This is a genomic window from Nocardia panacis, from assembly GCF_003598715.1.
In the GTDB taxonomy this organism is placed as follows: domain Bacteria; phylum Actinomycetota; class Actinomycetes; order Mycobacteriales; family Mycobacteriaceae; genus Nocardia; species Nocardia panacis.
Genome location: NZ_QZFU01000014.1, coordinates 122,331 through 146,360, shown reverse-complemented (window position 1 = coordinate 146,360; position 24,030 = coordinate 122,331). Strand labels below are relative to the sequence as shown.

16 protein-coding genes are annotated in these 24,030 nt (G+C 68.3%); 11 read left to right on the top strand and 5 right to left on the bottom strand.

Going from position 1 to position 24,030, the window contains the following annotated elements:
* The first annotated feature begins 108 nt into the window (after nucleotides 1-108).
* Genes D5S18_RS06805 through D5S18_RS06795 form a run of 3 tightly spaced genes read left to right on the top strand, consistent with a single transcriptional unit; the run spans nucleotide 109 to nucleotide 7,143 of the window.
* A complete protein-coding gene (locus tag D5S18_RS06805) occupies nucleotides 109-3,603 on the top strand; it encodes a transglutaminase family protein (RefSeq protein WP_120038951.1) in 3,495 nt (1,164 codons plus the stop codon).
* A complete protein-coding gene (locus D5S18_RS06800) occupies nucleotides 3,563-6,238 on the top strand; it encodes a circularly permuted type 2 ATP-grasp protein (protein ID WP_162500970.1) in 2,676 nt (891 codons plus the stop codon). The genes D5S18_RS06805 and D5S18_RS06800 overlap by 41 nt, the downstream gene beginning before the upstream one ends.
* Complete coding sequence (locus D5S18_RS06795) at nucleotides 6,235-7,143, top strand: transglutaminase family protein (RefSeq protein WP_120038950.1); 909 nt, start codon at nucleotides 6,235-6,237, stop codon at nucleotides 7,141-7,143. The genes D5S18_RS06800 and D5S18_RS06795 overlap by 4 nt, the downstream gene beginning before the upstream one ends.
* A 99-nt stretch (nucleotides 7,144-7,242) precedes the next feature.
* Here the strand turns inward: D5S18_RS06795 and D5S18_RS06790 are convergent, their stop codons facing one another.
* Nucleotides 7,243-8,139, bottom strand: a complete 897-nt coding sequence (locus tag D5S18_RS06790) for a LysR family transcriptional regulator (RefSeq protein ID WP_120039048.1) — start codon at nucleotides 8,137-8,139, stop codon at nucleotides 7,243-7,245.
* 90 nt (nucleotides 8,140-8,229) lie between these two features.
* Here D5S18_RS06790 and D5S18_RS06785 point away from each other — a divergent pair, with 90 nt between their 5' ends.
* From D5S18_RS06785 to D5S18_RS06765, 5 genes are all read left to right on the top strand, one after another.
* The gene (locus tag D5S18_RS06785) at nucleotides 8,230-9,171 is read left to right on the top strand and encodes an EamA family transporter (RefSeq protein ID WP_120038949.1); all 942 of its coding nucleotides are present in this window, start codon (nucleotides 8,230-8,232) and stop codon (nucleotides 9,169-9,171) included.
* 257 nt (nucleotides 9,172-9,428) lie between these two features.
* Nucleotides 9,429-11,186, top strand: a complete 1,758-nt coding sequence (locus D5S18_RS06780; protein ID WP_120038948.1) for a hydroxysqualene dehydroxylase — start codon at nucleotides 9,429-9,431, stop codon at nucleotides 11,184-11,186.
* Nucleotides 11,187-11,241: 55 nt separating this feature from the next.
* The gene (locus D5S18_RS06775) at nucleotides 11,242-12,480 is read left to right on the top strand and encodes a MurT ligase domain-containing protein (protein WP_120038947.1); all 1,239 of its coding nucleotides are present in this window, start codon (nucleotides 11,242-11,244) and stop codon (nucleotides 12,478-12,480) included.
* On the top strand, nucleotides 12,477-13,187 hold the full coding sequence (locus D5S18_RS06770; RefSeq protein WP_120038946.1) for a type 1 glutamine amidotransferase: 711 nt from the start codon (nucleotides 12,477-12,479) through the stop codon (nucleotides 13,185-13,187). Before D5S18_RS06775 ends, D5S18_RS06770 begins: the two co-directional genes overlap by 4 nt.
* Before the next feature lie 36 nt (nucleotides 13,188-13,223).
* Nucleotides 13,224-13,859: a DUF5753 domain-containing protein gene (locus D5S18_RS06765; RefSeq protein ID WP_120038945.1), complete on the top strand. Its 636-nt coding sequence runs from the start codon at nucleotides 13,224-13,226 to the stop codon at nucleotides 13,857-13,859.
* Between the two features lie 18 nt (nucleotides 13,860-13,877).
* Here D5S18_RS06765 and D5S18_RS06760 read toward each other — a convergent pair whose 3' ends face one another.
* Together D5S18_RS06760 and leuA are read right to left on the bottom strand one after the other, a co-directional pair.
* Nucleotides 13,878-15,542 carry a nucleotide-binding protein gene (locus D5S18_RS06760; RefSeq protein ID WP_239003588.1) on the bottom strand — a complete coding sequence of 555 codons (1,665 nt, stop codon included), beginning with the start codon at nucleotides 15,540-15,542 and terminating at the stop codon, nucleotides 13,878-13,880.
* A gap of 188 nt (nucleotides 15,543-15,730) precedes the next feature.
* Nucleotides 15,731-17,530 carry a 2-isopropylmalate synthase gene (gene leuA / locus D5S18_RS06755; protein WP_120038944.1) on the bottom strand — a complete coding sequence of 600 codons (1,800 nt, stop codon included), beginning with the start codon at nucleotides 17,528-17,530 and terminating at the stop codon, nucleotides 15,731-15,733.
* A gap of 359 nt (nucleotides 17,531-17,889) precedes the next feature.
* Here leuA and D5S18_RS06750 point away from each other — a divergent pair, with 359 nt between their 5' ends.
* From D5S18_RS06750 to D5S18_RS06740, 3 genes are all read left to right on the top strand, one after another.
* On the top strand, nucleotides 17,890-19,455 hold the full coding sequence (locus D5S18_RS06750) for an alpha/beta hydrolase (protein WP_239003587.1): 1,566 nt from the start codon (nucleotides 17,890-17,892) through the stop codon (nucleotides 19,453-19,455).
* Between the two features lie 98 nt (nucleotides 19,456-19,553).
* Entirely contained in the window at nucleotides 19,554-21,188 is a 1,635-nt protein-coding gene (locus D5S18_RS06745; RefSeq protein WP_120038943.1) for a GMC oxidoreductase, read from the top strand.
* A gap of 74 nt (nucleotides 21,189-21,262) precedes the next feature.
* Entirely contained in the window at nucleotides 21,263-22,120 is an 858-nt protein-coding gene (locus tag D5S18_RS06740; protein ID WP_239003586.1) for an ion transporter, read from the top strand.
* On the opposite strand, the gene D5S18_RS06735 is transcribed toward D5S18_RS06740, so the two are convergent.
* The gene (locus D5S18_RS06735) at nucleotides 22,117-23,322 is read right to left on the bottom strand and encodes a low temperature requirement protein A (protein WP_120039044.1); all 1,206 of its coding nucleotides are present in this window, start codon (nucleotides 23,320-23,322) and stop codon (nucleotides 22,117-22,119) included. The genes D5S18_RS06740 and D5S18_RS06735 overlap by 4 nt on opposite strands.
* A 74-nt stretch (nucleotides 23,323-23,396) precedes the next feature.
* On the bottom strand, nucleotides 23,397-23,897 hold the full coding sequence (locus D5S18_RS06730; RefSeq protein ID WP_120038942.1) for an SRPBCC family protein: 501 nt from the start codon (nucleotides 23,895-23,897) through the stop codon (nucleotides 23,397-23,399).
* Nucleotides 23,898-24,030 lie beyond the last annotated feature (133 nt).

The window sequence follows — 24,030 nt, the reverse complement described above, 5'->3', positions numbered from 1 at the left end:
GGGAGATGGTTCCTCGGTGATAGCACCGCGGCGGCGCGCGCGGTGGGAGGTGCGGCGCGTGTCGGCGGATGGCCGAAAATCGCCGATCGAATGTGGTGGACTTGGCCCATGGGTATCAAGGTGTCGCTCGAACACCGGACCACCTACACCTTCGACCGGGTGGTGCGGGTGCATCCGCACGTGGTGCGGCTGCGGCCCGCCCCGCACGCGCGTACCAAGATCGAGGGGTATTCGCTGCGGGTCGCGCCCGAGCGGCACTTCATCAACTGGCAGCAGGACGCGTTCGGGAATTTCCTTGCCCGACTGGTCTTCCCGGAGTCGGCGCGGGAGGTGTCGATCACCGTCGGCCTGATCGCCGACCTGGAGGCGGTCAACCCGTTCGACTTCTTCGTCGAGGAGGACGCCGAGCGGTTCCCGTTCGAGTACGCACCGGGGTTGGCCACCGATCTGGAGGCGTATCTGCGGCCGGTGTCGGGCGCGGGCGCGCTGGTGGCCGACTGGGTGCGCGTCAACACCCCGGTCGGGCGGCCGCGGACCATCGACGTGCTGGTCGAACTGAATCGGGCACTGCGGTCGGCGGTGGAGTACACGATTCGCTTGGAACCGGGTGTGCAGTCGCCGGAGCACACGTTGCGGACCGGCCTCGGCTCGTGCCGGGATACCGCCTGGCTGCTGGTGGCGGTGCTGCGCGCCTTCGGGGTGGCGGCGCGCTTCGTCTCCGGATACCTGGTGCAGTTGGCCCAGGATGTGCCATCCCTGGACGGTCCGTCCGGACCCGCCGCCGACTTCACCGATCTGCACGCGTGGGCCGAGGCGTATCTGCCGGGCGCGGGCTGGGTCGGGCTCGATCCCACCTCGGGACTGTTCGCCGGGGAGGGGCATATCCCGCTGGCCGCGACGCCGCATCCGGCGTCCTCGGCCCCCATCGCGGGTGCCACCGAACCTACTTGCGCCACTTTGGATTTCGCGAATGTGGTGCGGCGCATCCACGAGGATCCGCGCGTCACGCTGCCCTACAGTGCCGCGCAGTGGGCGCAGATCGAGGCGGTCGGCGCGGCGGTGGACGCGTTGGCGGCGCGCGCGGATATCGGCCTGACCGTCGGCGGTGAACCCACCTTCGTCGCCATCGACGAGCGCGACCGTCCGGAATGGACCACCGAGGCCGACGGCCCGCACAAGCGGGCGCGCGCGGCGGATCTGGCCGAGCGACTGCGCCGCGAATACGCGCCGAACGGCATCGTCCAGTATCGGCAGGGCAAGTGGTACCCCGGAGAACCCTTGCCGCGCTGGGAGATCGCCATCCTCTGGCGGGCCGACGGCGCGCCGGTGTGGTCGGATCGGCGACTGCTCGTCGACCCGTGGTCCGGCGCGGGCGATACGGATCCGGACGCGGCGCGCGCGTTCGCGCTGCGCCTGGCCGCCGATTTCGGTCTCCCGTCGACGCAGGTGCGCCCGGCCTACGAGGATGCGCTGCTGCGTCTGGCCGCGAAACTTCGTCTGCCCCACGGTGATCCGACTCCCGACGAACTCGAGGAGGATTCCGAGCGGGCACGGGCCGAACTCCTCGCCCGCTTGGACGCGCCGACCCGCACACCGGCCGCCTACGTACTGCCGCTGCACCGCCGCGCCGACGGTCGCGGTTGGGCCAGCGCCGACTGGCGGCTGCGGCGCGGGCGCTCGCGGAACCGACCCGAGGGACGAATCGTGTTGAGCGAGGGCGATTCTCCCGCCGGTCTGCGCCTACCGTTGGACGCGGTCTCCTGGCGTCGACCCGCCCCGCTCCCGGAGCGCGACCCCTTCGACCCCGCCTCGCGGACCGAGCACCCCGACGAGCCGCCCGCACGCGTGGAACCCGCCCCGCGCCGCCCGCCGACCGCGCTCGTCACCGAGGTGCGAAACGGTCGATTGCATATCTTCCTGCCACCGCTCACCGAACCGTCCGACTTCCTGGATCTGGTGGCGCGGGTCGAGCGGGCGGCGGCGACGCTCGGCACGCCGGTGGCGCTCGAAGGCTATGCGCCGCCGCTCGACACGGGTCTGCGCACCTTCTCGATCACCCCGGATCCGGGCGTCATCGAGGTGAATGTGCAGCCATGCGCGAGTTTCGCCGAACAGACCGCGCAACTGGAAACCCTGTACGAGCAGGCGCGATCGGCGCGGTTGGCCACCGAGACCTTCGAGGTCGACGGCACCCACAGCGGCACCGGCGGCGGCAACCACATCACCCTCGGCGGGATCACGCCCGCCCGCTCACCGCTGCTGCGCCGCCCCGACCTGCTCGTCTCACTGCTCACCTACTGGCAGCGCCACCCCGCGCTGTCCTACTTCTTCGCGGGACGTTTCATCGGCGCCACCTCGCAGGCCCCGAGGGTGGACGAAGGGCGGGAGGAGGCGCTCTACGAACTCGAGATCGCCTTCGCCGAGATCGACCGGCTCACCGCCGGGGGGCGGGGTCGGCCGTGGCACGTGGACCGGGCGCTGCGCCATCTGCTCACCGATGTCACCGGCAACACCCACCGCGCCGAATTCTGCATCGACAAGCTCTACCGACCCGAATCCGCAAGGGGCAGACAGGGTTTACTGGAGTTGCGCGGTTTCGAGATGCCGCCGCATCACCGCATGGCCGCCGCGCAGGCGCTGCTCGTCCGCGGACTCGTCGCCATGTTATGGCACAATCCGTTGCGGGCCAACTTGATTCGCCACGGACCCAATCTGCACGGACGCTACCTGCTACCGCACTTCCTGCTCGCCGACCTCGCCGAGGTCCTCACCGACCTGCGCGCCGCGGGGATCGACTTCGAACCGAATTGGCTCGATCCGTTCACCGAATTCCGGTTTCCGCGCATCGGAGCCGTCGTCTACGGAACCGTCGAGATCGAACTGCGGGCCGCCATCGAGCCGTGGAACACCCTGGGCGAGCAGACCATCGCGACCGGCAGCGCCCGCTACGTCGACTCCTCGGTCGAGCGGTTGCAGGTGCGGGTGATCGGCGCGGATCCGGGCCGCTACCTGCTCACCTGCAATGGCTGGCCGGTGCCGCTGCTGGCCACCGAACGGGCCGATGTCCAAGTGGCCGGTGTGCGCTACCGGGCCTGGCGGCCACCGAACGCGCTGCACCCCACGATCACCGTGGACGCGCCGCTCGTCTTCGATCTGCTCGATCCGCAATCCGGACTCTCGCGCGGCGGCTGCACCTACCACGTCTCGCATCCCGGCGGCCTCGCCTACGACAGGTCGCCGGTGAACGCGGTGGAAGCGCAGTCGCGCCGCATCCGCCGGTTCGAACCGGCCGGACATACCGTCGGCCGGGTGGACACGCGCCAACTGCGGGCGAAGCTGGCAGCGCAGTCCACCGACGTCGGCGCGCCCGGCATCCTCGATCTGCGCCGAGCCCGCACCGTCTGGGCCGGTCGAATCGAATTCGCCGACGGTGCCGGTCGAATCGAATTCGCCGACTGTGCCGGTCAAGTCGGCTTCGCCGATGGTGCCGGTCAAGTCGGCTTCGCCGACGGTGCCGATCAAGTCGGCGGAGCCGACCCGGCTGGTCAGGTCGGCTCCGCCGATGATGCGGCGTTCGTCGAGCGACTCGAGCAGCGGAAGTGAGGTCGGCGCGGTGACCACATCCGATCGGGCGCGGTCCGATACGCGGGCCGGTATCGCCGAACAATTCGCGAAGTATCGCGCCGAGGCCGGGCGCAGCGCCGCCTACGACGAATGCGGGCGGCCCACCGAGGGCTTCTACGACGAACTGGTCGGCACGGACGGTCGGGTCCGGCGCATGTGGTCGGAACTGTCCGCCGATTTCGTGGAGATCGGCGTTGACGGACTCGGCCGACTCGACGGTCGGGTGCGCAGGCTCATCGAGGACGACGGCATCACCTACACCGCGGTCGGCGACGAACCCGCCCCGCCCGTGCCGTGGCGGCTCGATCCCATCCCGCTGCTCGTCTCCGCCGATGACTGGACCAGGCTCGAGGCCGGATTGGTGCAGCGGTCGCGGGTGCTCGACGAGGTGCTCACCGATATCTACGGCCCGCGCCGCACCCTCACCTCCGGGCTGCTGCCGCCCGAGGTGGTCTTCGGGCACCACGGCTATGTGCGGGCCGCGCACGGGATCACCATTCCGGGGCGGCATCAACTGTTCCTGCACGCCTGCGATATCAGCCGCTGGAGCGACGGCCGGTTCCACGTGAGCGCCGACTGGGCGCAGGCGCCCTCCGGCGCGGGTTATGCCCTGGCCGACCGCCGGGTGGTGTCCACCGCCATCCCGGAGGCGTTCGAACACTCCAATCCGCGTCCGCTCACCCCGTTCGCGCGGGCCATGCGGTTGATGCTCATCGAATCCGCGCCGCGCGCCGACGACGCGGATCCGGTCGTGGTGGTGCTCAGTCCCGGCGTGCATTCCGAAACCGCCTTCGATCAGGCGTATTTGGCCTCGCGACTGGGTTTCCCGCTGGTCGAGAGCGCGGATCTGGTGGTGCGCGACGGTGCGCTGTGGATGCGGTCGCTGGGCACCCTCGAGCGGGTCGATGTGGTGCTGCGGCGCGTGGACGCGGAATTCTCCGATCCGCTGGACCTGCGGCCGGATTCGCGACTGGGTGTGGTCGGGTTGGTGGAGGTGCTGCGGCGCGGCGCGGTCACCGTGGTCAACACCCTCGGCAGTGGTCTGCTGGAGAATCCGGCGCTGGCGGTGTTCCTGCCGGAACTGTCGCGGGCGCTGTTGAGCGAGGATCTGGAACTGGCCAATGCGCCCACCTACTGGGGTGGCCGGGATGCGGAGCGAAATCACCTGCGGGTCAGGCTCAATGAGTTGATCATCCGGTCCGCCGTCGATGGGCGCACCATCTACGGGCCGGGACTGACCACCGAGCAGTGTGAGCAGTTGCGGGCACGAGTCGAGGATCGCGGATGGGAATGGGTCGGCCAGGAACCGGCGCAGTTCTCCGTGGCGCCCGCCGTGCGCGGTCCGGGCGGTTTGGCCTCGGCGCCGGTGGGGATGCGCCTGTTCTCGATGGCCCGCCGCAGCGGCTACACCGCGATGACGGGTGGACTCGGCCAGTTGCGCGAACGCACCGAGCCGGAGCGCACGGCGATAAAGATCGCGGCCAAGGATGTTTGGGTGCGCGCGGCCGCACCCACCCCGATCGCCGCCGAGGCCCCGCACGAGGAACGCGAACGACCGCGCGCACCCGTTCTGGAGGTCACCTCGCCGCGCGTGCTCAACGACCTGTTCTGGATGGGTCGCTACGGTGAGCGCGCGGAATCGGCTGTGCGCCTGCTGATCCCCATCCACGACTACCACCAGGACTACCGCTATCGGCCCTGGATGGAGGGCGCGGCGGCGATGCCGGTGCTCATGGCGACCCTGGCGCGAGCCACCGGCACCGTCGCGCCGGCGGTCGAGGACTCGAATACCGTCGCGGCGCAACCCGCTGCCGAGACGCGGGCGGGATACGACTACCTCGCCGCACTGACCATCGATCGCGATCTGCCCGGCTCCTTGGCCTTCGCGATCGACCGGTACGGCAACGCGGCGCGCGCGGTGCGCGACCAACTGTCCTCGGATACCTGGATGATCCTCGGCGCGGTGGATCGGGCCATCGCCGAATTCCGGGGGACCGGTGGTGCGCAGGAGACGGCGCTGACATCGGTGCATTCGCTCACCCTGGCCGCGCTGCTCGCGCTGTCCGGGATCGGCGGTGAGTCGCTGGTGCGGGATGCGGGCTGGTACGTCATGGATATCGGCAAGCGGATCGAACGCGGTATCGGGCTCACCGAACTGCTCTCGGCCTTGACGCGGACCTACGCGCCGGAGGTCGAGCAGGTGGTGACCGAAGCGGTGCTGCGCGCCGCCGAATCGCTGGTCAGCTATCGGCGCAGATATCACGAATCGGTGCGCGCCTCGGCGGTGGCCGCGCTGCTGCTCTTCGATGCCGAGAATCCGAGATCGCTTGTGTATCAATTGGATCGGATGGCCGTCGACTTCAAACGACTGCCCGGTGACACCGGGACCTCGCGCGCGCAGCGGGTGTTGGCCGACGCCAGACGGATGCTCGGCCGCATCGATCCGACCGAACTCGATATCACCGACGACACCGGCCACCGCGGCGAATTCGCCGAACTCCTCGACGGTGTCGCGCTGCGGCTGCGCAAGATCTCGGAATCCTTCGAGACCACAAAGCTTTCCGCGCCGGTCGGCATGCAGCCGCTGTGGGGTAGCACGCGGGTGGTCGCATGAGCGAACGCAGCGAGCCGAGGCGCTACCGGGTCGAGCATCGCACCGTCTACGAGTATTCCGACGAGGTGAGCAGCTCCTACGGCCGCACCTATCTCACACCGCGCGAATTTCCCGGCCAGCGCCTGCTCTCGCATGAGATCTCGATCGATCCGGCCCCCTCGGACCGATCCGTCGGCGCGGACGTCTACGGCAACACCACCTCGTATTTCCATGTCACGAGCGAACATCGACGGTTGGCGGTGACCGGCGCGTCCGAGGTCGAGGTTCTCGGCGCCGACGAGGCGCTGGCCGAGATCGCCCGATTGCCTTGGGAGCAGGCCAGACCCACCGCGGCGACCGGCCCGTTGGCCGTGGAATTCGCACTCGATCTGCATCCGCCGGAAATCACCCCGGAGGTTCGGGAATACGCCGCGCGATCGCTCACCCCCGGTCGCGCACTGCTCGACGCGGTAGCCGAACTGACCACCCGCATCTGCACCGACTTCACCTACAAATCCGGGTCGACAACGGTATCCACCGTGGTAGCCGAGGTTTTCGCGGCACGGGAGGGCGTCTGCCAGGACTTCGCCCGACTCGGCGCTGCCTGTCTGCGCGCGCACGGATTGGCCGCCCGCTACGTCTCGGGCTATCTGGCCACCGATCCACCGCCCGGCCGCGAACGCATGATCGGGGCGGACGCCACCCACGCCTGGTCGGCGGTCTGGGTGCCCGCCGCCGACCCGAACGACCGCGCGGGCCACTGGCTCGGCTTCGACCCCACCAACGACCAATTCGTCGACGAGCGCTACGTCACCGTGGCCTGGGGTCGCGACTACGCCGACGTGCCCCCCTTGCGCGGCATCATCTACACCGACGCCAAGGAAAGCACGATCACCGTCTCCGTCGACGTCGCACCGGTGCACTAACCCGCTATCGATGTGATGTGGTGCGGTCCTGCTACTTCGAGAAAATGAACCGACAGGGCGCGACCGGGCCGCACAGGTTCGCGTTCGGAATCGGTTGAACTATTCCGCCGTGACGTGGGCGGCGGCCGCGCGGAAGGCGGCGAGGACGGCCGCGATGGCGGGACGCCGGGCGGCGTGCGGGCGGGTGGCCAGTTCGTAGACGCGGGCGGCGCGGACGCCGGTGAGGCGCAGGACCGACAGGTCCGGGTGGGCGACGGCGAAGCGGGGCATCAGGGCGATGCCGTAACCGGAGGCGACCAAGGTTTCGATGACGCGGAACTCGTTGAGTCGTTGGACGACTCGGGGATGCACCCCGGTGGTGGCACTGATGGTGGTGAGGATGTCGTCCACCGGGAGGCCGCCGCGCACGCCGATCCAGTCCTCGTCGGCCAACTCCTGCGGGCTCACGGCGGTGCGACCGGCCAGCGGATGGTTCGGCGCGACCACCACATCGATGGGTTCGCGCATCAGCGGCTGGGCCGCCACCCGCGGGCCTGCGATGGCGCCCGCGAACTCGTTGCGGTGGGTGAGCACCACGTCGTAGTCGGCGAGCAGGCGCTGTGTGTCGCCGGGTGAGGCTTCCTCGTCGCGGGCGATGACCTCGACGCCGCTGTCGGCCAGCGCGGGCAGCACATGCGGCAGCAGCAGCGCCGCGCCGGAGGGGAAGGAGGCCACCCGCACCTGGCCGCGCGGTGAGGCGCGGTAGTGGGCCATCTCGGCGGCGGCCCGGTCCATCGCGGCCAGCACCTCGTCGGCGCGCACGACCAGCGCCCGGCCCGCGTCGGTGAGGCGGATGCGGCGGCCGTCGGGTTCGAGCAGGGTGACGCCCGCCTCCCTCGCCAAGACCTTGAGCTGCTGTGAGATTGCCGACGGTGTCATGGAGCGGGCTTCGGCCACGGCGGCGATGGTGCCGCGATCGGCGAGGTCGCGGAGCAGGCGAAGTCGATCAATGCCCATATGGAGAAGCTGCGACACTTAAGCAATGCTACAGGAATAGTGCAGATCAATTCGATTGTGCTGATCTTTTGCCGAACTCACGATGGACATATGTCCAACCGCGATCGTCTGCTCGGCCTCACCGTCGTACTGCTCTGGGGGCTGAACTTCCTCGCTCTCCGCATCGGCCTCGATCATTTCCAGCCATTCTTCTTCGCCGTGCTGCGATTCGCGGTCGTCGGCATTCCCGCACTGCTTTTCATACCCCGCCCCAAAGTGCGTATGCGCTGGATCCTGCTGTACGGCACCGGATTCGGCATATTGCAATTCGCGTTCCTTTTCACCGCGATGCGGATCGGCATGCCGACCGGACTGGCCTCGCTGGTACTGCAATCCTCCGCGCCGTTCACCGTACTGCTCGGCGCGCTGTTCCTGCGCGAGCGGCTGCGGCCGATCCAGTTGGCGGGCATCACGATCGCGGTCGCGGGGATGGCGGTCATCGGATGGGATCGGCTCGAGCATGCCAGTCTCGTCCCGGTGCTGCTCACGCTGGCGGGCGGATTCGGTTGGGCCATCGGCAATATCGGCGCGCGGCAGGCGGGCGCGGAATCGCCGGATCTCAACCCGTTGCACCTGACGCTGTGGATCACCGTCGTCCCGATACTGCCGATGCTCGTCATCTCGCTGTTCGTCGAGGGACCGACCACCGGTCTGCGCGCGCTCGGTGATTCGTTCTCCGCCACCGGCTGGCCCGCACTGGTCGCGATCGCCTACACCGCGATCCTGGCCACGGTCGTCGGCAGCGGACTGTGGACCTACCTCATGAGTCGCTACCCGGCGGGTTTGGTCGCGCCGTTTTCGCTGCTGGTCCCGGTGGTGGGTATCGCGGCGTCATGGGCCTACCTGCACGAGGTGCCGACGGCGGCCTCGATCGTGGGCGGTGTCATCGTGATCGGCGGTGCGTTCCTCGTCACATCGTCGCGTCGGAAGGTTCCGGCCGAGCCGGTATCCGAGGATACGACGTCCGAGGAGTCCACGCTCGTGCGCGCCTGATCGGCCAGGGGCTCGGCGTTGGCGAAGTCGCGGTGCCCGAAACCGCCACCGCGACCACGGCGCCTTCGCCCGGTCGTGGCGCAGATCCGCGAAAGATAGCCTGTCACTACCTGATTCGCCCGCTCGACGCTTGATGCGCGCGGATGTGTCGGTACGGAATCGCCGAGCAGGCACCACCTCGGCGAGCGCGAGAGCGGCGGCGGCTCTACAGTATTGCCCCGAGGTAGCAGGTCTAGGTTCAAGCGGCAGAGCGGCGCATGGCGACACAGCGATCGGCGGTATCTCGGCGGGCCGTACTTCGGGGCACCGTCGCGGCGGGGGTAGCGGGGGCGTTGACGGCGGGTGCGCGCAGCCCGGCGCGGGCGGCGGACCGAGAACGGGTCGCGGTATTCGGCGGTGGCGTCGCCGGTCTCACCGCGGCACATGAGTTGAGCGAGCGCGGATTTCAGGTCACCGTCTACGAGCGACGCGCCCTCGGCGGCAAGGCGCGCAGTATCCCGGTGCCGGGCACCGCGGCGGCCGGTCGCCCCGAGTTGCCCGGTGAGCACGGTTTCCGCTTCTTCCCCGGCTTCTATCGGCACATTCCGGATACGATGCGCCGAATTCCCTTCGGCGCCAATCCTAATGGCGTGTGGGACAACCTGGTTCCGGTCTCCGAGGTCCGCTTCTCGCGCCGCGACGCCGACGACTTCCGGATCCCGCTGCGCTCCGGCGGTTTCACCACCACACCGGAGGCCTTCCGCGAGACGGTCGGCGCGGGGATCGCCACGGCGCTGCGGATGCCGCCCACCGAGGGCATGTTCTTCGCCGACCGGCTGCTGGTCTTCAATTCCAGTTGTGACGCACGGCGTTTCGCGCAGTGGGAGCGCACCTCGTGGCGCGATTTCGTGGCCGGACACGAGCGTTCGCACGAATTCCGCGCCCTGCTCTCGCGCACGCTGACCAGCATCATGGTCGCGGCCAAGGAGGAGTTGGCCAGTACCCGCACCATCGGCAATATGGGTGAACAGTTCCTGGGCAACCCGTTGGAGATCGGTAACGACGGCGGCCTGGACCGGGTCCTGAACGGTCCGACCAACCGCGCCTGGCTCGACCCGTGGGTGGCTCGATTGCGCGAACTGGGTGTGCGTTTCGTCCTCGACACCGAGGTGCGGGCATTGCGGGCCGCGGGCGGGCGGATCGCCGGCGCCACCGTCGCCGATCGGTCCGGTGTCGAAAGCGCCGTCGAGGCCGACTATTTCGTGCTCGCACTGCCCGCAGAGCGGGCGCGCACGTTGTGGACGCCCGAAATCCTTTCGGCCCGGCCGGAATTGGCCGCGATGGACCGGCTCACCTTCGATTGGATGAACGGTATCCAGTTCTACCTGCGCGAGCCACTGGATATCGCGCGCGGCCACACCGCCTATATCGACGCGCCGTGGTCGCTCACCTCGATCAGCCAGAATCAAATGTGGACGACCAAACTCACCGAATTCGGTGACGGCGCGGTCCGCGACTGCCTCTCGGTGGATATCTCCGATTGGAATACACCGGGTCCGCTGTACGGCAAACCGGCCAAGGAATGCACGCCCGAGGAGATCGCCCGCGAGGTGTGGACGCAGTTGAGTGCTCATCTCAACGATCGCGGCGAACTGCTGCGCGCGGCGGATCTGCACTCCTGGTTCCTCGATCCCGGCATCTCCTGGCACGATGAGGCCCGCCGAACCGACAATGCCGACCCGCTGCTCATCAACACCGCAGGGTCGTGGGAATGCCGCCCGCAAGCCCACGGCGGCCTGGAAAACCTGTTCCTGGCGGGCGATTACGTACGCACCAATGTCGACCTGGCCACCATGGAAGGCGCCAACGAGTCCGCCAGGGCCGCCGTGAACGCGCTGCTCGACGTCGCGGGCTCCGACGCGCCGCGCTGCCGCCTGTTCACCCTCTACCGCGCCCCCGAACTGGAACCGCTGCGCCGCATCGACGCCGACCGCTTCGCCGCCGGTCAACCCAACATGTTCGAGCTGCGCGCCTGATCGAAGGTCGCTCTCCGGCCGGATGAGACTCCGACACAGGGCCTAGACTCGCCGGGTGGCGAATATTTCGGTGCGCGGGCGGATCGCGCTGGCCGCGGCGGCCGCGGCATCCCGGGCCTCGCAGAAGGCGGGCCGGGGCAAAGGGTCGATGATCGGCGGGCTGATCGCCCTGCAGATCGACAAGGGCATCATGGAGCAGCTCGGGCGCGGCCGACGCACCGTGCTGGTGACCGGCACCAATGGCAAATCCACCACCACCAGGATGACCACCGCCGCCTTGGGCACCCTCGGGCCGGTCGCCACGCAGGCCGACGGGGCGAATATGGACGCGGGCATCGTCGCCGCGCTCAACGCGCACCGCGACGCGCCGCTGGCCGCCATCGAGGTCGACGAACTGCATCTGCCGCACGTCACCGACGCGCTGAGTCCGGCCGCCGTCGTACTGCTCAATCTCAGCCGCGACCAGCTCGACCGGGTTGGCGAGATCAATATGATCGAGCGCAAGCTGCGGGCCGGACTGGCCGCGCATCCCGATACGGTGGTCATCGCGAACTGCGACGACGTCCTGGTCACCTCCATCGCCTACGACCACCCGAAGGTGGTGTGGGTGGCCGCAGGCGGCGGCTGGGCGGTGGACGCCACCAGTTGCCCGCGCAGCGGTGAGCCCATCATCTGGGAGGGCGTGCACTGGCGCAGCACCGGTGCGGATTTCCAACGGCCGCAACCCGATTGGTGGTTGGACGGCGAGCAGCTGTGCGGTCCGAACGATGTGCGACTGCCGTTGCGTCCGGCGCTGCCGGGTCGCGCCAACCGGGGCAACGCGGCCCAGGCGGTGGCCGCCGCCGTGGCCATGGGGGCGGACCCGGCGCGGGCCGCCGAGGCCGTGGGCACCGTCCGCGAGATCGCGGGTCGCTATCGCACCGTGCAGGTCGGCGGGCGCGCCGCGCGACTGCTGCTGGCCAAGAATCCGGCGGGCTGGCAGGAGGCGCTGTCGATGATCGAACCGGCCGCCGCCGGTCTGGTCATCGCCGTCAACGGCCAGGTGCCCGACGGCGAGGATCTGTCCTGGCTGTGGGATGTCCGCTTCGAACATTTCGAAGGGGTGCGGGTGGTGGCCTCCGGCGAGCGCGCCACCGACCTCGCGGTGCGCCTGACCTACGCGGGCGTCGAGCACACCACCGTCGCGGATCCGTTGCGCGCCATCGCCTCCTGCCCGGCGGGCCGGGTCGAGGTGCTGGCAAACTACACCGCGTTCCGTGATCTCAACCGCGAACTCGAGGAGCGCACCGCATGACTGAGTCGACAGTGCGGATCGGCTTGGTGCTGCCCGATGTGATGGGCACCTACGGCGACGGCGGCAATGCCGTGGTGCTGCGTCAGCGGCTGCGGTTGCGCGGCTACGACGCCGAGATCGTGGAGATCACCCTGTCCGATCCGGTGCCCGATTCGCTGGATATCTACACCCTGGGCGGTGCGGAGGATTCGGCGCAGCGCCTGGCCACCCGCCACCTGCAGCGCTATCCGGGTCTACAGGAGGCCGCCGCCAAGGGCGTGCCGGTGCTGGCCATCTGCGCGGCCATCCAGGTGCTGGGTCAGTGGTACGAGACCTCGGCGGGGGAGCGGGTCGACGGCGTCGGTCTCTTCGATGTCACCACCGCGCCGCAGGTCAAGCGCGCCATCGGCGAGGTGACGACCACACCGGTGCTCGACGGGCTCACCGCACCGCTCACCGGTTTCGAGAATCACCGGGGCGGAACGAAACTCGGCGGTGACGCGGCCCCGCTGGCCAGAGTCACCCGCGGGATCGGTAACGGTGTCGGTGACGGTTTGGAGGGTGTGGTGCAGGGTTCGGTGCTCGGCACCTACCTGCACGGCCCGGCTCTGGCCCGCAATCCCGAACTCGCCGACTTTCTGCTGTGCCGCGCTCTCGGTGTCACCGAACTGCCCCCGCTGGACCTGCCCGAGGTCGAGCAGTTGCGCCGGGAACGATTGCGCGCCTGACTCATCCGCCCACACGCGCACCTGGAGGAGATCGGCGTGAAACCCGGCTGGTTGCGAAAGTCCTTGGGCCACGGTGCGATCGGCGGCTACACCCCGTGGCGGCGGTTGCTCGCCAACGGGTTCGCCCCGGTGCAGGGTCGACTACAGGGCGAGGAGGCGGCGGCCCAATCCCTGCGCTGGTATTCGCCGGATCTGGTCCCCGGCATCCTCCAGACCCGCGACTACGCCACCGCCGTCCTGCGCACCTGTATCGAATTCCTGGACGGCCCAACGGATCTGGTGGCGGCGGTGGACGCGCGGATGCGCCGCAGGACGGTCCTGCTGGACGAGGGGCACCGGTTCCACTTCCTGGTCGGCGAACAGGCCCTCTACCGCACCCTCGGCGACGACCGGATCATGCTGCAGCAACTGGAATATCTGTTCGAGACATTGCACGCGCCGCGCACCACCGTCGGAATCATTCCGCTCACCGCCGAATTCTGCTGTCCGGCCACCGGATTCGTACTGCGCGACCGCACGATCGCCGAGATCGAAACGGTGTCGGCGGCACTGTCGGTGACCGATGCGCAAGAGGTGGCGCTGTACGAGCGCGCCTTCGACCTGTTGGCCGCGCGGGCCGTCTCGGGGGATGGGGCGCGCGCACTGATCGAGCAGGCTCAGCAGGCGCGTTGAACGCCCGCCGAGCCACCTTCACATACCGGGAATTCCCGGATAGCCCGGTTGACCGGGCTGCCCCATTTGGCCCGGCTGACCCATCGGACCGGGATATCCCATCGGATGCTGCGCCTGCCCGCTGACATAGGCGAAATCGTCGGCGACCATGGCCGCCAACTCCAACAGCGCCCGCCGGGTGGGCTTGCTGACCAGGTCCAGGTCGATCTCCGCGCCCTCGGCGAGATGATCGTCGAACGGAACCACCTGCACCGCGCGCGTGCGATCCAGGAACAGTTTGCGCAGCTGATCCAGATCCACCGTGGACGCACCGCGCCGGGAGGCGTTGACCACCACCACTGTTCGCTCGACGAGCTTGTTGTAGCCGTGGTGCACCAGCCAGTCCAGGGTGGCCGAGGCGCTGCGCGCGCCGTCGATGGCCGGTGAGGTGACCAGCACCAGCGAGCTGGCCATATCCAGCACACCCGACATGGCCGAATGCATCAGGCCGGTGCCGCAGTCGGTGAGGATGATGTTGTAGAACGACTGCAGGATGCCGATGGCCTTGCGGTAGTCGGCCTCGCTGAACGCCTCCGACACCGCCGGATCCTGTTCGGAGGCGAGCACTTCCAGGCGGCTCGGGGCCTGCGAGGTGTGGGCGCGCACATCCGAGTACCGGGTGATGTGGTCGTCCTCGAGCAGGTTGCGCACGGTGGAGCGGGTCTGCCTGGGCACCCGGTGGGCCAGTGTGCCCAGGTCGGGGTTGGCATCGATGGCGATGACGCGGTCGCCGCGCAGCGAGGCGAAGGTGGAGCCCAATCCGACCGTGGTGGTGGTCTTGCCGACGCCGCCCTTGAGCGACAGGATGGCGATCCGATAGTCGCCGCGCACCGGCGCGTTCACCCTGTCGACCAGGTCGCGGTACACCACATCGGCGGAGGACTCGCCCGGATTGATGAATCCGCCCGAGGCCTTGTGCACTGCGCGCCGCCACCCGCCGCGCGGCGCCCGGCGGGCGCGCTTGAGCAGGTTCAGGTCGTTGACGGAATGGCCCGGCTGACCCGGTGCGGGCACATGCTGTGGTTGGAACGGTGTCTGCGGGTGGTGCGGATTCGGGGCGTGCGGCCCCGGAAAGCCCTGCGGCCCTTGCTGCCACGGCTGACCGGGCGGCGGTCCGGCCTGCAACTGCCCGGACTGTGGCGGCGGCTGGAACATGGGGGGTTGCTGCGGTGGCACGGGCAGTGGCGGCGGCGCCCAGCTGTAGATGGGTGCGCCCTGGTCGCTGTCCTGGGGTGGTGCGTCGGGGAGGATGCGGCGCACCAAGCCGTCCGGCCCGATCTCCTGCCGGAACGCGGGATCGACCAGCGCATGATTGCCGCTGGAATTGGGACCCGGTTGATATTGACCCGGCTGCGGATACGAATTCGGCGGGTACTGACCGGAATACGCGCCACCCGGTGCCAAACCCTGCGGGTAAACCGTCGTCTGATCCGGCAGCGAATGCTGACCCGACTCCGGCGGAATGTCCGAATTCTGCTGCGCGGGCACATCTCCCGCGACCTCGTGGGCCGCGACTTCGGCGGGCGGATCGGACTCCTCGCGCAGTGCGCGCGGACCCGAGGAATCGGCGTTGACCGCGGCCGTATCCACCGAATGAGTCTGCAGCCAGGGCGGTGAGGTCGGAGTGTGGTCGTTGGTTGTCACGTTTCCCCCATCTGCTCGGGAATCGAGCAGGAGAGCTCGGCGCTAATGCGCTTAAACGCTAGCACGGTGAGCACCCCGAAGTGCTTGCGGCAGCCATACCGCATTCTCCGGGGCGGTAAACGCAATTGTGCACGAGAACGGCCTAATTCGCGGTGCGGGACGGTGTGCGCGTCCCGCACCGCGCGAAATCACTTGGCGGCGGCGCGGTTGACGGCGGAAACCACCGCGCGCAGCGAGGCGGTGGTGATGGAGGTGGCGATACCGACGCCCCACACCACCTTCTCCCCGATGGCGCATTCCACGTACGCGGCGGCCTGGGCATCGTCGCCCGCGGACATGGCGTGCTCGGAGTAGTCCAGTACGCGCACATCGAATCCCACGGCGGCGATGGCGTCGACGAAGGCGGCGAGCGGACCGTTGCCGGTGCCGGTGACCTCCTGCTCGACACCGTCCACCTTCACCGTGGCGACGATCGCGTCGGTGCCGCCGTCGGTCTCGGACGCGGTGACCTTCTGCCGGATCCGCTCGAGCGGCCGGATCGGTGCGAGGTACTCCCCGTGGAAGACATCCCACATCTCCTTGGGCGTGACCTCGCCGCCCTCGCCGTCGGTGATGCGCTGAATCGCTTGGGAGAATTCGATTTGCAGTCGCCGCGGCAGGACCAGCCCGTGATCGGTCTTCATGATGTAGGCGACGCCGCCCTTGCCGGACTGCGAATTCACCCGGATGACGGCCTCGTAGGTGCGGCCGACATCCTTGGGGTCGATCGGCAGGTACGGCACCTCCCAGACGATGTCGTCGATATCGGAGTCGGCCGCGTCGGCGGCCGCCTTCATGGCGTCCAAGCCCTTGTTGATGGCGTCCTGGTGGCTGCCGGAGAACGCGGTGTAGACCAGGTCGCCGCCGTACGGGTGCCGCTCGTGCACCGGCAGCTGGTTGCAGTATTCGACGGTGCGGCGGATCTCGTCGATATCGGAGAAGTTGATCTGCGGGTCGACGCCTCGGGAGAAGAGGTTCATGCCCAGGGTCACCAGGCAGACATTGCCGGTGCGCTCGCCATTGCCGAACAGGCAGCCCTCGATGCGGTCCGCGCCCGCCTGGTAGCCGAGTTCGGCGGCGGCCACGGCGGTGCCCCGATCGTTGTGCGGGTGCAGCGAGAGCACGATGGACTCGCGGCGGGCCAGGTTGCGGCTCATCCACTCGATCGAGTCGGCGTACACATTCGGCGTGGCCATCTCGACGGTGGCGGGCAGGTTGATGATCAGCGGTTTACCAGGGGTGGGCGCGATGATTTCCGAGACCGCGTCGCACACCTCCTTGGCGTATTCCAGTTCGGTGCCGGTGTAGGACTCCGGGCTGTACTCGTAGCGCCAGTTGGTGTCCGGGTGGCGGCGCTCGATCTCCAGGCACAGCGCGGCGGCGTCGGTGGCGATCTTCTTGACCGCGGCGCGGTCGGCGCGGAAGACGACGCGCCGCTGCAGGATCGAGGTCGAATTGTAGAAGTGGACGATCACATTCGCCGCGCCCGTGCACGCCTCGAAGGTGCGCTCGATCAGTTCGGGACGGCACTGGGTGAGTACCTGGATGGTGACATCGTCGGGAATCGCGTTGTCCTCGATGATCTCCCGGACGAAATCGAAATCGGTCTGGCTGGCCGCCGGGAATCCGACCTCGATCTCTTTGTAGCCCATGCGCACCAGCAGGTCGAACATGCGGCGCTTGCGGGCCGGGCTCATCGGATCGATCAGGGCCTGATTGCCGTCGCGCAGGTCGACCGCGCACCAGCCGGGGGCCGTGGTGATGACCCGATCGGGCCAGGTGCGGTCGGGCAGGGTGATCGGCTCGACCTCCTCGGCGAAGGGCCGATAGCGGAAGGCGGGCATCGCCGAATCGAGCTGCGTATTCCAGGCGGGCTGGTCGGCGGGGGCGGGCTTGGCCGGGGGCGTGATGGTGCGCGAACCGGATACGAAGGCGTCAGCAGGGGACATGCGATTCTCCGAGGGGGTGTGGTTTTTCCCGAGTTACTGGGTCGACCGGCGCGAAGAACCCCGCGACGGGAGCCGGTCCGATCAGACCCCGTCGCGGCGGCTGAGAAGAAGTGCCGGCTGCATGATGACGGAAAGTTTACCGTGCCCCCGCCGGCCCGGAAAGTGCGGTCCCATCGTTGGAGGTCGCGTCCGCTGATCCAGCGTCCGGGTGCCCGGTGCGATCAGCGGCATGCGGGTGCGGCGGGCACTAGTTCGATTGGACAGGTGACCTAGTCGAGTTCGACTAGTCCGAAAGGGTGACGACGCGGGCGCGGGACTTGGTCACCATGGCCGTTATGTCTGGTTCGAGGATTCTCGCCATGGCCGGGATAGCCGGCCTGGTCGCGGCGATGACCGCGTGTTCGAGTTCCGCGCCGAAAGACCCGCCGCGCGGTTCGTCCATTGCCGATCTGGTGGCGCAGGCCGATGCCGCGCCGACCCCCACCCTCGCGTGGGAGCCTTGCGCGGCACCTTTGGTCGGGAAGGTCTGCGCGACCGCGCAGGTGCCGATCGACTACGCCAAGCCGGACGGTCCCAAGTTGGGGCTGGCCGTCCTGAAACAACCCGCCAAGGATCCCGCCCACCGGATCGGCACCCTGTTCACGGCCTCCGGCGGTCCAGGGGGTTCCGGATTCGAGGATGCGGCAGGCGGCGAAATACTGCCGGGTCCGCTTGCCGAGCGATTCGATATCGTCACCTTCGACCAGCGCGGCATCGGTCGCAGCGGCAAGATTCGCTGCTTCCCGAATGATGAGGCGGCCCAACAGTTCTGGTCGCGCGCCACGCTCCCGCCGGTGAATGCCGAGCAGGAGCGCGCCACCGAGGCCCTCAGCCGCGAATTCGCCGCCGCGTGCGGGGCCAACGCGGGCGAACTGCTCGCCCACGTGACCACCGCCGACGCCGCCCGCGATATGGATCTGCTCCGGCGCGCGGTCGGCGATGCGAAACTCACCTACGAGGGTGGTTCCTACGCAAGCTATTTGGGCGAGGTCTACGGCGCGCTGTTCGGCGAGCGGGTGCGGGCGCTGCAACTCACCGCCATGATCGACCCGGACGGTTACACCAACGACTCGATAGCGCGCCAGCGCGACTCCGCGCTGGGCACCGAACAGACGGCCGCCGAATTCCTGCGTCAGTGCGCGTTGGCGGGTCGCGACAGGTGTGCCTTCGGTGCCGAGCCCGGCGCCGATCCGACCGCCATCACCGCGCGCAACAAGGCTGTGCTGGACAAGGTTCGGCAGGGCGGCGTGACCGTCGGACACGGTGAACAGGCCCGCACGTTCAGTGCCACCAAGATCATGGCCGCCAATACCGGACTCCTCTACAACTCCTACGAGGGTTGGGATGAATTGGCCCAACTGATGGTCAATCTGGAGCGCGGCGCCGAGGGCGATCCGGCCCTGGTCGCCGGCCTCATCGAGGGACCCGCGAATGAGTACCAGCCCGACTTCATGGCGGCGTTCTCGGCGATCACCTGCGCCGATGCGCCCGTCCCCCGCGATCCGGGGATCTGGCCCGAGAAGGCGCGCGAATTCGCGAAGGACGCACCGAACTACGGGCCGTACTGGTTCTACCTGGTCCAGAGCTGCGCGTCCTGGCCATCTCCCGCGCAGGGCTACCCGCAGCGGTTCACCGGACCGTGGAAGTTCCACAACGAAACCCCCGCTCTGCTGATCAACAATCGTTTCGATCCGATAACTAGTCTGGCCTTCGCGCAGGCCGCCGAACAGCAGTTGGGCAATGCCCGACTGGTGGTCACCGAGGGGGCGGGACACACCCCGCCGGGCACCTGCTACCAGCGGATTCGCGATGAGTACCTGATCGACTTGCGCGTTCCCCCAGCGGGATTCACGTGCACGCCGGAGCGCAAGCCGTTTTCCGAATGAATGTCGCGCACATCACGTGCGGACCTTCGGCACCTGTTCATCGCGCGGGCAGTGCCGGTAGTCTGCGCTCGGCCATAGCGTGATGAGGGAGGTGGCTGGTGCGCAGACGCGCGTTTTTTCAGGCCGCCGGTATTGCCGCGTTGCTCGGGGCAGCCGGTGGAACCGTCGGAGAGGTGATGCGGGCCAAGCCCGCCTCGGCGGGAGATCCCATCTGGGATCTGCTGTATCGCGTCTGGGTGCCGGAGATCTTCGCGCCGCTGCCCGACCCGCCGGAGCACACGCCCGCCATCGTGATCGGCTCCGGCTTCGGCGCGGCGGTCACCGCGCTGCGCCTGGCCGAGGCCGGGATGGCCAATACGGTGCTCGAGCGCGGGTCGCGCTGGCCGAATGATCCGTGGCGGGAGCCTTTCACCGGCGACGACATCCCCGACGGTCGCGGCTTCTGGCATCGCACCAGCTTCACCGGTGTGACCAAGGTGCCGGTCGGCTTCTCCGATTTCGGTGGCGTCCTGGACTGCACGCAGTATCCCGGCATCGATGTGTGGCGCGCGGCGGCGGTCGGCGGCGGATCGGTGATCTTCACCGGCGCCATGGTCGCCCCGGAACGCGGCCTGTTCGACAGCGTCTTCGGCGGTGTGGTCGACTACGGCGAACTGGCCAATGTCTACTACCCGCGCGTGCGGGACATGCTACGGCTGAGCCCGATGCCGCCGGATATCTACAACTCCCACCCGTTCGCACATTCGCGGGCCTGGGACGATCAGGTGCGCAAGGCGGGCTACGACCCGCAGCCCAACGACTCCATCTTCAACTGGGATATCGTGCGCGGCGAGCTGAACGGGGCGACCCGGCCCTCGGCCATCGCCGCCCGCAGCAACCTCGGCAATTCCAACGGGGCGAAGTTCGATCTGAACCAGAACTACCTGCGCTACGCGGAGGGCACCGGCAATTCGCGCATCTATCCGGGGCATCGGGTGGACGCCATCGGCCAGGAGCCGGGCGGCCGCTTCACCGTGCAGGTGACCAAACTCGATCCCACCGGAATGGTGCTGGCCACCCGCACCCTCACCTGCGACCGGCTGTTCCTCGGCGCGGGTTCGGTCGGCACCTCCGAACTGCTGGTCCGCGCCCAGGCCACCGGCGCACTCCCCAATCTCAACGAGCACGTCGGCGACGGCTGGGGCACCAACGGCGATGTGGTGCTGGCCCGCGGCGCGAGTTCGCTGGCCGGACACGGTCAGGGCGTACCGAGCGCGAGCCGCATCTTCGACGACTCCGGCGTCGCGCTCACCCTGGAGAGTTGGTACATCCCCGGCATCCCGTTCGAGACGGGCGCACTGGCCTCGCTGGGCATGGTGCTGGATCCGGCACGCGCCCGCTTCGGCTACAACCCCGGCAACAATGGTGTCGGCTTAGCCTGGTCGACCCGCAACCGCGACGACGTGGTCGCCGCAGCCAAGGCGGTCGATCATCGGATCGCCGAGCGCGCGGGCGCGGTGGCCGAGTACGGCCTGCTCGGCTACGACGCCAATGCCGTATTCACCGCGCATCCGCTGGGCGGCGCCGTGCTCGGTCGGGCCACCGACGCCTACGGTCGGGTACACGGGCATCCGGGCCTCTACGTCACCGATGGCGCGGGCATTCCGGGCAGCACCGCCACCGCCAATCCGTCACTGACGATCGCGGCCATCGCCGAACGCAATATCGAGGCGATCCTCCGAGCGGGCCACTGAGCTAGATCCCCTGTGCGAGTACGGTTTCGCCGATTACCCTCGGCCGGGACTGTTCGGCGTGGAAGGGATCTGGCGTGGTAACTCCCGGCATATATGGGGGCGGCGGCTACGGTTCGGAGGATCCGTTGCCGCCGGAGGGGGACACACCGCGCAAACCGCCCGCGCTGTGGACCGACTTCGTGATGCTCGCGCTGGCCGCGGTCTCGGTCGGCCTGGTGGTGTGGGTGACGTTCTTCCACGTCGCCCCGCACACCTATCGCGCCATCGTGGCGGTCGACTATTCGATCTGCGCGGTGTTCGCGCTGGAATTCCTGTGGCGCTGGCGGCGGGCGGGTTGGCCGTGGACCTACCCGTTCGTCTACTGGTACGAGGTGCTGGGCATGATCCCGGTGACCAGCCCCATTTTCCGCGGTTTCCGACTGCTGCGGATCGTGGTGATCGTGGTGCGGTTGGCGCGGGTGGCCGATCGCGCGTTCGGGGACCGGATCACCGCGGCCCTGATGAACCGCTTCGTCGGGACGATCGTGGAGATCATCAAGCGCCCCATGGCGGTCGCGGTGCTCGACGAGGTCGGCGAGGTGCTGCGCATCGGCCACTACACCCGCAATATCGCCGCGGCGCTCGAGGAGAATCGCGCCGAGATGGACGCGATGATCCTCGATCTGATCAAGAAGGATCCGCAGGCGGGCAAGATCAAATACCTGCCGTTCCACGACGAGATCATTCGGCTCGTCGCGGATACCGTCTTCCGCATCGTCTTCCAGGTGCTCGACGATCCGCGCACCGACGAGTTCGTGGCGGATCTGTTGCGGGAGAACATCGATCAGATCCGGGAGGCGATGCACGCGGGCGTAAGGGTGCCGCCCTCGGCGTACGGGCCGACGCCGGTCGACGAGACGGCCCGCAGCATCCTCGCCAAACGTCAGAGTTAGGCCCCGTGTCGGATCGCATCCCGATTCTCGGCGAATCGCACTGTCTCCCAGGCGATCATGGCCACCAGCACGGCGCACAGCAGCGCCAGCGCCGCCAGGGCGGGTAGGGCGGCGGCCAGTGGGATGAGCGCCAGCAGCGCCGCGGCCGTGATCGGTCGCGTCGCGGATATCTGCCGCGTCGCGTAGTGCTTGAATCCGATGAGCGCCACCAGATACAGCACCACACCGCCGTACAGGGCGTAGAGCGGGATTCCGGTCAGCGCGTCGTGCAGCGTGTGATGTGAGGCGTCGCCGACGTAGTACAGCACCTTCTTCAAACCCAATGAGAGCGCGATGATTCCGACGATCATCGGGAAATGCCAATAGGTATAGGAATTCCGGGCGATCCGGATCTGCCGCTCACCGGTGGCCCGCCGGAATTCGTGTTCGACCGCCAATGCGGCCATATCGAAGTAGGCCCACCACAGTAGGCCCGAAATAGCCAGTCCCAGTAGCGATCCCAGCGCGATGGGCCAGGAGATGGGCAACCCGGCCACGCCGACGCCGGTGGCCACGATCGATTCGCCCAGCGCGACAATGATGATCAACCCGTACCGCTCGGCGAAATGGCCCGCGGAATTCACCCGCCAGTCGTCGCCGGAAAGCAGGGTCCAGAGCATATCGCCCGCGATGGCGGCGATCCACAGCCCGATCTGCACCGCACCGGAGGTCAGCGCCGCGACCACCAGCAGGGTGGTGCCGATGGAGATCGAGCCGAGCGCCCACCGCGCCACCTGACCGCGCAGTTGCGCGTCCTCGGCGCTGGCCAGCCAGAAGACTGTCAGGTGCACCAGTCGCACCGCGAGATAGGCGATGGCGAACACCAGCGGTCCGTACCAGCCGCCGGGCAGATCGTGGAAGGCCTCCGGCACGGCGAGCGCGGCGATGAAGGCCGCCCCCATCGCCGCGAACATGGCCACCCTGGTGAAACCCTCGTCGGCGCGCACCACATTGCCGAGCCAGGAATAGGCGATCCACAACCACCACATCACGGCCAACACCAGGAAAGCGCGCAGCACATTCACGGCGCTGGGATCCTCGGCGGCCAGGTCGGTCACCATGGTGAAAGCGAAGACCAGCACCAGGTCGAAGAACAGTTCGAGCTGGGTGACCGAGGCATCCTCGGCCACCGGAATCAGTCGTACGCGCTTGGATCCGATCATGGGCACATGGTCGCACCGGAATTCGACGAAGCGGCGCAATCCGGGCCGCGTCGACCAATCGCGTCACACGCCGATCAGACCGATTCCGGCTGCGAATCCTGCGGCAGCGGATCCGCGGCGGGTGTGAACGGATCGATCGGCCGGGGAAAGCCGTCCAGGAACCCGATGAAGTTCTGCGCCGCGAGTTCACTGTACTTGCGCATATTCCGCTTGAGCAGAATACCCGGAATAGGCAGTGGCACATACACTTCGGTGCGGAACCAGAGGCGAGTCTCGTTCTCCGCGGTCGAAACCTCGCACCAGCCATTGCCTTTGCAGCCACGCGAGCTGTCGACGATCTTCCAGGCGGCCCGGCTCTCGCCCCAATCGTATTCCAGCACTTGCATATCCAGGCTGCCCAGAATATTCGTGTTGACGAACACGCGGCGCGGGCGGCCCGATTCGTCCCTGGTCGCTATGCGCGCGTCGTCGTGCGTCGGCGACCATTGCGGCAGTTGGTCCACCGCGGCCAGTGCGTCGAACACCCGCGCCGGTTCGGAGTCCACCACGATGTGGATATCGGATTTGGTGCGCATGTTTCGTAACCTCCGCCCCCCGAAGGGTCATCGAGGCCGATTCTTCCCATGCGCACTTCGATTCGTCAACACTCACCTACGGTTGCGTAGGCTGTCCGTCCCGGCTGATTTCGGGGGTGAGCGCCGGTGGGAA

Bases quoted from the DNA above. Each gene is read 5' to 3' on its own strand.
- D5S18_RS06735 (WP_120039044.1), bottom strand. From the start codon at position 23,322: ATGATCGGATCCAAGCGCGTACGACTGATTCCGGTGGCCGAGGATGCC.
- D5S18_RS06780 (WP_120038948.1), top strand. From the start codon at position 9,429: ATGGCGACACAGCGATCGGCGGTATCTCGGCGGGCCGTACTTCGGGGC.
- D5S18_RS06800 (WP_162500970.1), top strand. From the start codon at position 3,563: ATGATGCGGCGTTCGTCGAGCGACTCGAGCAGCGGAAGTGAGGTCGGC.
- D5S18_RS06785 (WP_120038949.1), top strand. From the start codon at position 8,230: ATGTCCAACCGCGATCGTCTGCTCGGCCTCACCGTCGTACTGCTCTGG.
- D5S18_RS06770 (WP_120038946.1), top strand. From the start codon at position 12,477: ATGACTGAGTCGACAGTGCGGATCGGCTTGGTGCTGCCCGATGTGATG.
- D5S18_RS06795 (WP_120038950.1), top strand. From the start codon at position 6,235: ATGAGCGAACGCAGCGAGCCGAGGCGCTACCGGGTCGAGCATCGCACC.
- D5S18_RS06730 (WP_120038942.1), bottom strand. From the start codon at position 23,897: ATGCGCACCAAATCCGATATCCACATCGTGGTGGACTCCGAACCGGCG.
- D5S18_RS06790 (WP_120039048.1), bottom strand. From the start codon at position 8,139: ATGGGCATTGATCGACTTCGCCTGCTCCGCGACCTCGCCGATCGCGGC.
- leuA (WP_120038944.1), bottom strand. From the start codon at position 17,530: ATGTCCCCTGCTGACGCCTTCGTATCCGGTTCGCGCACCATCACGCCC.
- D5S18_RS06805 (WP_120038951.1), top strand. From the start codon at position 109: ATGGGTATCAAGGTGTCGCTCGAACACCGGACCACCTACACCTTCGAC.
- D5S18_RS06750 (WP_239003587.1), top strand. From the start codon at position 17,890: ATGGCCGGGATAGCCGGCCTGGTCGCGGCGATGACCGCGTGTTCGAGT.